At 65.1% G+C, this 9067-nt stretch carries 7 protein-coding genes and 2 pseudogenes; 2 read left to right on the top strand and 7 right to left on the bottom strand.

The features are described 5' to 3' along the window. The 7 genes and pseudogenes from NS1_RS38125 to NS1_RS38100 all read right to left on the bottom strand — a co-directional run. Positions 1-273: pseudogene (locus NS1_RS38125) on the bottom strand (GNAT family N-acetyltransferase); the annotation flags it as partial. 302 nt (positions 274-575) lie between these two features. Then, positions 576-983 carry a VOC family protein gene (locus tag NS1_RS38120; RefSeq protein ID WP_062992571.1) on the bottom strand — a complete coding sequence of 136 codons (408 nt, stop codon included), beginning with the start codon at positions 981-983 and terminating at the stop codon, positions 576-578. Positions 984-1598: 615 nt separating this feature from the next. Further along, a complete protein-coding gene (locus NS1_RS38115) occupies positions 1599-2870 on the bottom strand; it encodes a lipase family protein (RefSeq protein ID WP_062992569.1) in 1272 nt (423 codons plus the stop codon). Between the two features lie 310 nt (positions 2871-3180). Continuing rightward, positions 3181-3267: pseudogene (locus NS1_RS42225) on the bottom strand (hypothetical protein); the annotation flags it as partial. 22 nt (positions 3268-3289) lie between these two features. Continuing rightward, complete coding sequence (locus tag NS1_RS38110; protein WP_255284843.1) at positions 3290-4330, bottom strand: MBL fold metallo-hydrolase; 1041 nt, start codon at positions 4328-4330, stop codon at positions 3290-3292. A 59-nt stretch (positions 4331-4389) separates the two neighbouring features. Further along, a complete protein-coding gene (locus tag NS1_RS38105; RefSeq protein WP_062992566.1) occupies positions 4390-5298 on the bottom strand; it encodes a bile acid:sodium symporter family protein in 909 nt (302 codons plus the stop codon). Positions 5299-5452: 154 nt separating this feature from the next. Next, a complete protein-coding gene (locus NS1_RS38100; RefSeq protein WP_062992563.1) occupies positions 5453-6346 on the bottom strand; it encodes an MBL fold metallo-hydrolase in 894 nt (297 codons plus the stop codon). Between the two features lie 187 nt (positions 6347-6533). Between NS1_RS38100 and NS1_RS38095 the strand changes: the two genes are divergently transcribed. Together NS1_RS38095 and NS1_RS38090 are read left to right on the top strand one after the other, a co-directional pair. Continuing rightward, a complete protein-coding gene (locus NS1_RS38095) occupies positions 6534-7175 on the top strand; it encodes a TetR/AcrR family transcriptional regulator (RefSeq protein ID WP_062992561.1) in 642 nt (213 codons plus the stop codon). Then, a complete protein-coding gene (locus tag NS1_RS38090; RefSeq protein WP_062992559.1) occupies positions 7175-8845 on the top strand; it encodes an FAD-binding dehydrogenase in 1671 nt (556 codons plus the stop codon). The genes NS1_RS38095 and NS1_RS38090 overlap by 1 nt, the downstream gene beginning before the upstream one ends. The last annotated feature ends 222 nt before the right edge of the window (positions 8846-9067 follow it).

Genomic DNA, 9067 nt, shown 5'->3' with positions numbered 1-9067 from the left:
GGGGTGTGCGTGGAGGTTGTCGAGCAGGACCCTGCCGTCTTCGGTCGGACGGAAATAGGCGAAACCGACGACGGTTGAGTCTTCCTCGGCAACGAAAACACCCGCCGTGACCGGCTCGGACAACAGCGTGCGCCAGCGGGTGGCGTGATCCGCGTCGACCGGGCCGTCGAGGTACTCGTCAGGAAAGATGCCCGCGTAGGCAATACGCCAACTGGCGGTATGGAGAGCGGCTATGGCCGCGGCGTCGGCGGTGCCACCTGTGCGAATCAGCATGCGGTCGAGCATGGTCGAGGATCGCCGGGTTTGTCACACGGATAACTCCGGGCACGAGTGCTCGCCATGATGTGTAGGTCGGGCACCCGAAGGTTCATGGCTGTGCCGGTCGGACCGGTAGCGCGGTGGGTCGGCGGACGATCGGCAGGATGAGGAATGCGATCGGCGCAGGATACCGCCCAGGAGCGCGCAGCCGCAGGACGGCTGTCGCCGAGGACGCCGAGGCGCGGTCCAAGAACGGATCCGCGGACTCGACACCGGACGCGCGCGTGGCCTCCGCTCCCGATCCGCGCGCTGAAGATTTATCGGAATCGTGCGTCGATGACCGCGCGGGGAAGCTGTGCCGGGGTCGGGTAGGTGACCAGGACGCGGCAGCCGTCCGGATCGACACCCTCGACGAAACTGACCTCGTTCGCGGTGTTGGTATAGGTGGTGGAGCAGTAGGTGCGAAGTCGGTGTTCGACGCGGTCGAGTTCTGTTTTGCTGTCCGCGGACCAGACGATCTGCTCGACGCCCAAGTCGCCAATTGCGCGCCTGCGCGAAGTCTCGCTGACCCGCAGGTACAGCTGAAAACCCGCGGGCGTCAGCAGCAGCGCGGCGTCCGGCTCCTCGAGCGCGACACGGCATTCGAATACGTCGCAGTAGAAGCGCAGCGAGCGACTCAGATCCGACACTCGCATCAGGCACGATCCGGCCCGAACGGTACCCATCTGTTCCCCTTTCAGCAGCCCACCTGCATCACACGCTACCGCTGTCGCGCGATGAGAAACGTGTTCGAAGTCGTCAAGGCTCCACAGCGATTGTTGGGCGCCGACAACCTTGAGGCCAGGATGCGGGTGACCCGCGAGGAACTCTGCGCGACGGCGCGACTGAGCAGGCACATCGAGATCACCCTGGGGCGGGCGCGCATAGCCGGGATCGTGATGGGCGCTTACCGTCGAATGACTGAAAGCTATTGCAAGAGATGGCCTCGGTGGCCGCCGAGGAACCGCTCGGCGAAGTCGACGAAGTTGGCAGCAGTCTCGGTATGCAGTTTGCGAAAGTAGGTCATCGAGCTCTTGTGGCATGTTCCGCCTTCACGACGTGTCATATCCGCACCGCTGCTGGCATCCGGTCGATGCAATAAGCGGCGACCGTCCACCCGTTCTCTGGCACTCCGCCGTTGATACACCCCATATCAGGACGTCCGTCACGTCGCTGACCGTGTCCTGACCCTGATCGATCCGGACGAAACGGGGAGACCGGTGGCTTTTCATCGCCGTCAAGGATGTCGGCGCTGTGAACGCCGGTGCGACGCCGCGCCCAGTCGGTTCGCGTTGCCCCGCTCAGTGGGTGCAGGTGCTCGGCGGGGGGACGTCGGCGAGGCGTTGGGTGATCCAGTCGAGGGCGCGGGCGGTGGCCAGGGGGTAGGTCAGCAGGTGGACGGTACTGGTTCCGGGCAGGATCGCCGGTACCTCGGTGGCCTTGTCGAGTTGGACGGCGACACCTTTGACGCACCAGTCGGTAGCGAGCTGCTCGACCGACTGGTGCGGCACGATGTCGTCGGCGGAGTTGGACACCATCAGTACAGGCGCGTTCGGGGTGAGAGCGCCGATATTTTGTTGAACGAACAGCTCACGCAGGACGCGGTTACCGGTGATGGCGGACGATATCGTCTCACCGGTGCGGGTCCAGGCGCGCGAGTCGAGCAGGCCGTAACGGGCGATGATTTCGGTATAGCACTGGGTTGCTGATTCTTGCAGCCAGGTCTGCCCGGCCGGGCTCAGGAGGCCCTGAATCTCGGGTCCGGCCTGCGGATAGTCTGCGGCCAGGCCGTTGAGTGCCCAGGCGATGTATCCCTTGTCGATAGTCGCGTCCAGTGCGCTGAGCAGCTGCAGCGGGTCTGCGGGCGGCGCGCCGGCGAAGGTGCCGCGTACGTCCAGGTCGGGGGCGTATTCCGGGTGTAGTTCAGCGGCCGCGGCTGCGGCGCCACCGCCTTGGGAGTATCCCCAGATCGCGACAGGCGCGGTGGGAGTGATCGTGGCGGAGTGAAGATTCTTGGCGGCGCGCGCGGCATCGAGAACCGCGTGTGCGGAGGCTTCGCGGTTGAGCCAGTCGTGCACCCCGGGGGTGCCCAGGCCGTGGTAGTCGGTGACCACGACCGCAAAGCCGCGGGCGGCGAGCAGCTCGATCGCGGGCATTTCGTAACCGGCGGTGAGCCCGAGCGGTGGGGTGTAGCCCAGCAGTGCTCCGGCTGTTTTCGAGGGCGCGCACGCGTCGCCTTGGCCTTGGGTGCCCGCGGCCAGGGTGATCAGCGGCCGCTCGCCGGGCCCGGTCCAGGCGGTGATGGGATCGAGGTAGAAGCCGCTGACTGCGATCGGGTTGCCGTGGGTGTCGTTGCTGCGGTACAGGATCCGGGTCGCGCGGCCCGGAAACGGTCCATCGGTGCCGGGAATCGACAGCGCCAAGGGCAATGGTTCGGTACGTAATACATCTCCCGGCGCGGTGGAAGTCAGATCGGCGGGCGCGTTGTAGAAGTCCTCCGGAGCGGCGTGCGCCGGTGGTGGCTGGACTCCGCACAGCAAGGCCGCGACCGCCACGACCGCCGCCCCCGCCATCGCTCTTGCTCGAGTGCGCTCGACGCCTTCTGGTCCTGAAGCAGGCTGCGACCACGGGGTGTGTGAGCTGTTCGTAGATGAAGTTGGGGCTGGGGGCTGGAAGGTCGACATCGGAGGCTTCCTCGTTGGAGTGGTGGGCGAATGCGTGGTGGCAGGCCGAACAGCAGGGTCTTGTCGTGCATGGATCGATCGGGGGCGGGCGCGCAGGCCGGGCGAGGTGACTACATGGCTTTGAGGAACTGTCTGGCATGCACGGTGGTGCCGAATCCTCCGGCGAAGTGACCGTATCGAGAGGCATGAATTTGCGGATGCGTACCCGTTCGAGCATCCGGATTCCGAAGTTGCAGAAGGCCATATTGCGCAGGTGGGCACCCGAATCGGCGAACCCGACCTGTACAGGTATCGACGTGAGACACGCTCTAAACTGAGAAGGTCAGCAGTCCTGGGTTGAGATAGTCGCTCGGATCCGACATGAAGCGAAGCTCGGGCGGGGAAGCCAGGCGCGCGAGCTCGGCGCGCAACGGTGCTTCGTAGGTTTCTCCTCGTGCGCTGACGCCGGGAACAAAGTTGTCGTGATGTCCCGGTACGAACACCCGTGCATCGACCGCTTCTATGTACTCCCGCGGATCACGCAGGCCGTTGGTGAATTGGCCGAAACCCTGGATTGCCCCCAGATGCACATCCGTGGGCGGCAATTCGTGCAGTTGGGCCAGGACCTGCGGAGCTCGTTCGCCCAACGGCCCTGCGGTGTCGTGCCAGAGGACCGCGAAACCGGGTGTACGGAACTGGTAGAGGATGTTGCCACCTTCGGCGTCGAAAAGATGACGCGCCAAGTCGATCGCATCGTCTGGTTGAGGTGGATGCGCGCCAATGTCGCTCGTGTTGGGTGTGGGGAAGAACGGGGCCGAACCTTCCTGGCCGCCCTCGGGCGCGGTGAGTGTGGAGTGCAGATGCCGGATCGCGGTGACCGAGACATCACCCACCTCGAAGTCTCGGCGATCACCCACCGCGGTCGTGCCATCACCCAGTTCGACATAACGCACCGTCGAGGTGGGTACCGATTGTCGAACCGCCGCACAATGCTCGGTGCTGCCGTATACCGCAGCACCCGAAGCCTCGGCGATGCGTCCGGCGTCGGCCGCGTGGTCGAAATGACCGTGCCCGATGAAGATCGCGTCGGGGCGTAGGGCTGCGACTTCGCCGGGATCGGTCGGGACGTACCCCGAGACCGTGCCGCGTGGAATCCACGCGTCGAGCAAAAACACCGCGCCGCGCATCGCCATCGCGTAGGTGGTGCAGCCGAGCCAACCGATCACGACACGGTCGGCTCGAATGACACCGGTGCCGGAATCGACGTTGCTCGCTCCGAAGAACCGCTGCCTTGCGTCGATCGATCGCGGATCCAACGTGGGCGGCGGTTTCGCGGATGCTTGGTGAAGGCTCCCGAACGCGGCTGCCATGCCGGCCCCTACTAGACCGCCCAGCACTGTTCGCCGTGTCAGCGCACTGTTCTTGTTCGTCATCTGCTTTCCGCCGAAATCGGGTCGGTGGTCGTCGCATCGACCGGGGATACTTCGGAGCCGCCACGGGTGACCGCATAGCCGAACGCGGTGGCTAAGGCGTACATCAGGATCGAATACACAGCACTGGGTATCGCTACTTCCGTACTGCCGAGCACGCTGATCGCGATGGTCAGCGCCACCGTTGTGTTATGGATGCCGACCTCCATCGAGGTGGCGATCGCTTGTGGCCGACCGAGCTTCAGAATGCGGGCTCCCACGTAGCCGAGCGCGAGGCTCGACAGGCAGAACAGCCCGGTGACCAGTCCGACCTGACGGGCGTAGTCGGCCACATTGTCCCGCTCGGATACCAGGGCGCCGATCGAAACGAGCGCGAGCACCACAATCGAGAAGATCCGGACCGGACGGTCGGCGCGTGCGGCGAACGTCGAGGTGAACCTCCGCACGATCATGCCCACCGCTACCGGTATCAGAACTATCGCGATGACCTGCAGCACTTTTCCGAACTGCAGGCCGACGTCGCCAGCCACTCCGAAGTGCGCGATCGCGAAGTTGGTGATGATCGGGATGGTCACCACCGCCAAGATCGAGTTGATAGCGGTGAGGGTGATATTGAGTGCGACATCTCCCCGGAACAGATGGCTGAACAGGTTGGCGGTCGTCCCGCCGGGTGAGGCGGCCAGCAACATCACCCCGACCGCGAGCAGCGGGTCGAGGCCGAAGAACGTGACCAGTCCGAACGCGATGGCGGGTAGGACGAATATCTGCAGCACCAGGGCGACCAGTACCGCCTTGGGCTCACGCCCGATGCGGCGAAAGTCGCCGGTGGTCAGCGTCAGACCCAAACCGAACATGATGATCGCGAGAGCGATCGGTAGTCCGACGGTGATCAAGCCGGATGAGTTCATCGACCGCACCCACTTCGGCGTAGCGGCGACACCAGTGGCGTAGCTGCGCGCTCAGCCATCTGTCTGCTTACCGTTGCATGGAATACCACGGGACTTCACCTGGGTCTTTCGTCGGTGGATTCAGTGCACGGTGTACGCACTGGGAGGGAAACGATCACCGCAGCGGCGCAAACGGATCGCACCACGTCGTTGCCGGTGCCATGGCGATCTCGACGCCATCTTTCTCGGCGCGATCGCGCAAGAATCGGACGGTGGATCGGAAGTTGTCGAACAGGCGAGGCATCGGTCGCATCGGTTCGGTCAGCGGACGCCAGAATCGGTCCCAGTGCACCGGTACCACGCGGCGGGCACCGACGGCGACAACGGTTTCGTCCCAGTAGCGGCGACGAAACGCGGCGTCCTGGCGACCCAGTGCGCCGACACCGAGGAAGATCACGTCCGCGTGCAGCCCCGCGAGGCAATCCGGGCGGTAGCCCGCGCTGCCGTGCACGATCACGTTGCCGGCCGGGTGGGCGAAATGCACCGAATAGGTTTCGCCCGTGCGGAACTGGCGGGCCCGGGCGGGTGTGGCTAGCGGCACGGATATTTCCCCCGGGCACCGGTCGCCGGGACTGTGCTCGCTCTCTCGAAGGGAGATGGTGAAATCACCGTAACTACAAGGTATTTCGGGTTCGGCCAGTCGGTAGCGGCCCAGGTCGAAGTCATATCCTCGCGCGATCTCGCGGGTGGAGTGCGAGCCGATCAGGTCAGCGTCGAGTGTGGTGGCCACGGTCGGCGCGTCGAGCGCATGGTCGTAGTGGGAATGGGTCACCACTACCGACGCCGCTTCGGTCAGGCCGAGCCCGGCGAGGGTACCTGCGATAGCGGGTCGATCCGGGTGCAGTGCGCCGCCGAGTGCCACCCGGCCGAAACGTGGCCTGCTGATGAATCCGTCGGTGAGCACCGTGGTGCGGTGATCGCGCAGCACCACGCTGGACGTGCCAAGGAACGCGCACTGTAGTGCGCTCGCGTTTGTGGTCGCGGGCAGCTGCGGAAATCGATCCAGCATCGTGTCTGCTATCCCTGCCGTGCGCAGGTGCGCGGGGGTGGGATCAGTGCTGAGGGGGCTACTCGCATCTTTCGCCCTGGTGCCACCGCACTGCTCCTGTCGTCGACATCTGTGAGACCTGCGTCTCAGTTCGATACAATAGCGCACTGAATACAAAACTGAATCCAAATACCGCTAGGCTCGACCTATGGCTGAAACGACCAATCCGGTGAAGCGCCGACGTGGCGTCACCCGTCAGCGGCTCCTCGACGCAGCGCTGGAGGTCTTCGCGGAGCGCGGTTTCGGAAACAGCAGCGTCGAGCATGTGTGCGAGCGCGCGGGGTTTACGCGAGGAGCCTTCTATTCGAACTTCTCGTCGATGGAGGAGCTGTTCCTCGCGATGTGGGAGCAACGTTCGACGCAGATGTTGGGCGACGTGGGGGCACTGTTCTCCCCTGGCGAGCAGCCGCGGTTGGGGTCACTGGACGACGTCGTCGAATACGTGTTGGCGTTGGTGCCCATCGACGACCGGTGGTACCGGGTCAGCTCCGAGTTCACCGCGCACGCACTGCGTAATCCCTCGCTCAAGCGCGTGATAGCCGCACGTGAAGCAGCGATCCTCGACACGCTGATGCCGCTGCTGGACCGGTTGCTGGCTCAACTCGGGCTCGAGGTCACCGACCGCGCGGCACTGGGACCGGCTCTGGTCGCAGTGCACGACGGAACACAGGTCCAGTGCCTGATCGAAGACGATGCCGAGGCCGCCCGCGCCCGGCGGGCCATGTTGTTCAAAGTTGTCGTGGCGCACTTCACGACCCGCGTTGTGCCACCGAGAGAGGCCCTTTCCTGATGAGCGCTACCTTCGAACCCGATGTTGTCGTGGTCGGGGCAGGATTGGCCGGTCTGGTGGCCACCCACGAGCTGGCCAAGGCCGGGCGGCGAGTGCTCGTGATCGACCAGGAGAATCGCAAGAACCTCGGCGGGCAGGCATTTTGGTCGCTGGGTGGACTGTTCTTCGTTGGCAGTCCCGAGCAGAAGCGCATGGGTATCAGGGACTCTTACGATCTGGCGCTGCAGGACTGGCTGGGATCGGCGGCATTCGACCGCCTCGACAGCGAGGACCGGTGGCCACGTCGATGGGCGCAGGCCTATGTTCGGTTCGCCGCCGCCGAAAAGCGGCAGTACCTGCGCGACCTCGGCCTGCGCGTCCTACCGTTCGTCGGCTGGGCCGAACGCGGATCGGGTTCGGCCGCGGGCCACGGCAATTCGGTGCCACGGTTTCACCTGACCTGGGGCACCGGCCCGGAGGTGGTGCGAGTCTTCGCCGAACCTGTCGAGCGCGCCGAGACCGCCGGGTTGGTGCGGTTCGCGTTTCGCCACCGCGTCGACGAGCTGATCATCGAGGACGGAAGCTGCACCGGTGTCCGCGGCAGCGTGCTCGAGGACACCGACCTCGACCGCGGAATCGCGTCGTCGCGCACCACGATCGGCGAGTTCGAGCACCGGGCGGCGGCGGTGATCGTCACCTCCGGCGGAATCGGACACAACCACGCCCTGATCCGCGAGAACTGGCCGACGGCCCGACTCGGCCCCGCTCCGCAGCATCTGATCTCCGGCGTGCCCGCGCATGTCGATGGACGGATGCTTGCCATCAGCGAGCAGGCCGGGGCGAGTGTCGTCAACCGCGACCGGTTGTGGGCCTACACCGAGGGCATCCACAACTGGGACCCGATCTGGCCCGACCACGCGATTCGGATCATTCCCGGCCCGTCGTCGTTGTGGTTCGACGCGGTCGGGCAGCGGATGCCCGCACCACACTTCCCCGGCTTCGACAGCCTCGGCACGATGAAGCAGATCCTGGCCACCGGCTACGACTACTCCTGGTTCATCCTCACCCAAACCATCATCGAGAAAGAGTTCGCATTGTCGGGCTCGGAGCAGAATCCCGACATCACCGGCAAGGATCTGCGCGCGGTGCTCGCCAGTCGGATGTCCAAGGGCGCGCCAGGGCCCGTCGAGAAGTTCAAACAGCACGGCGAGGACTTCGTCGTCGCGCAGAACCTGTCCGAACTCGTCGCCGGGATGAACAAGATCGCGCGCGGGCCACAACTGGATGTCGCCGACATCGAGGCGCAGATCGTGGCGCGCGACCGAGAGCTCGACAACCCGTTCGGCAAAGACATTCAGTTGATGGCGATTCACAACGCGCGCCGCTCACGTGGGGATCGGATCACCCGTGTCGCCACACCGCACCGCATCCTCGATCCCGCCCATGGCCCGCTGATCGCGGTCCGCTTGAACATTTTGACCCGAAAGACGCTGGGCGGCTTGGAAACCAACCTGGACAGCCAGGTCATGCGACCCGACGACACCCCGTTTCCGGGGCTCTACGCCGCGGGCGAGGTCGCGGGATTCGGCGGCGGCGGCGTCCATGGTTACAACGCCCTGGAGGGGACGTTCCTGGGTGGGTGCATCTTCTCCGGTCGGGCCGCCGGCCTCGCACTCGCCAAGCGATCGTGATGAACCCGGCCAGACTCGACCCACGAACGCGATACCGAATCGGCACGCGTATGCGCACCGCCGCGGGGGCAGTCCATGTGCTTGTCGACGGATCCGACCATGCGCCCGTCGTGGTGCTGCTACACGGGTTCGGGGGTTCGATGCATTCGGACTGCTATAGGCCGCGCTGATCGTGCGCGACTACCAATCGGCAGACCGGCCCGACAACAAGATCGCGACGAT

Origin of the sequence: Nocardia salmonicida NBRC 13393 (assembly GCF_001613085.1) — a bacterium.
GTDB classification, from domain to species: Bacteria; Actinomycetota; Actinomycetes; order Mycobacteriales; family Mycobacteriaceae; genus Nocardia; species Nocardia salmonicida.
Note: the sequence above shows the minus strand (reverse complement) of the source record. Positions and strands in the feature narration are given on the sequence as shown.

Bases quoted from the DNA above. Each gene is read 5' to 3' on its own strand.
- NS1_RS38110 (WP_255284843.1), bottom strand. From the start codon at position 4,330: ATGGCAGCCGCGTTCGGGAGCCTTCACCAAGCATCCGCGAAACCGCCG.
- NS1_RS38090 (WP_062992559.1), top strand. From the start codon at position 7,175: ATGAGCGCTACCTTCGAACCCGATGTTGTCGTGGTCGGGGCAGGATTG.
- NS1_RS38095 (WP_062992561.1), top strand. From the start codon at position 6,534: ATGGCTGAAACGACCAATCCGGTGAAGCGCCGACGTGGCGTCACCCGT.
- NS1_RS38120 (WP_062992571.1), bottom strand. From the start codon at position 983: ATGGGTACCGTTCGGGCCGGATCGTGCCTGATGCGAGTGTCGGATCTG.
- NS1_RS38100 (WP_062992563.1), bottom strand. From the start codon at position 6,346: ATGCTGGATCGATTTCCGCAGCTGCCCGCGACCACAAACGCGAGCGCA.
- NS1_RS38115 (WP_062992569.1), bottom strand. From the start codon at position 2,870: ATGGCGGGGGCGGCGGTCGTGGCGGTCGCGGCCTTGCTGTGCGGAGTC.
- NS1_RS38105 (WP_062992566.1), bottom strand. From the start codon at position 5,298: ATGAACTCATCCGGCTTGATCACCGTCGGACTACCGATCGCTCTCGCG.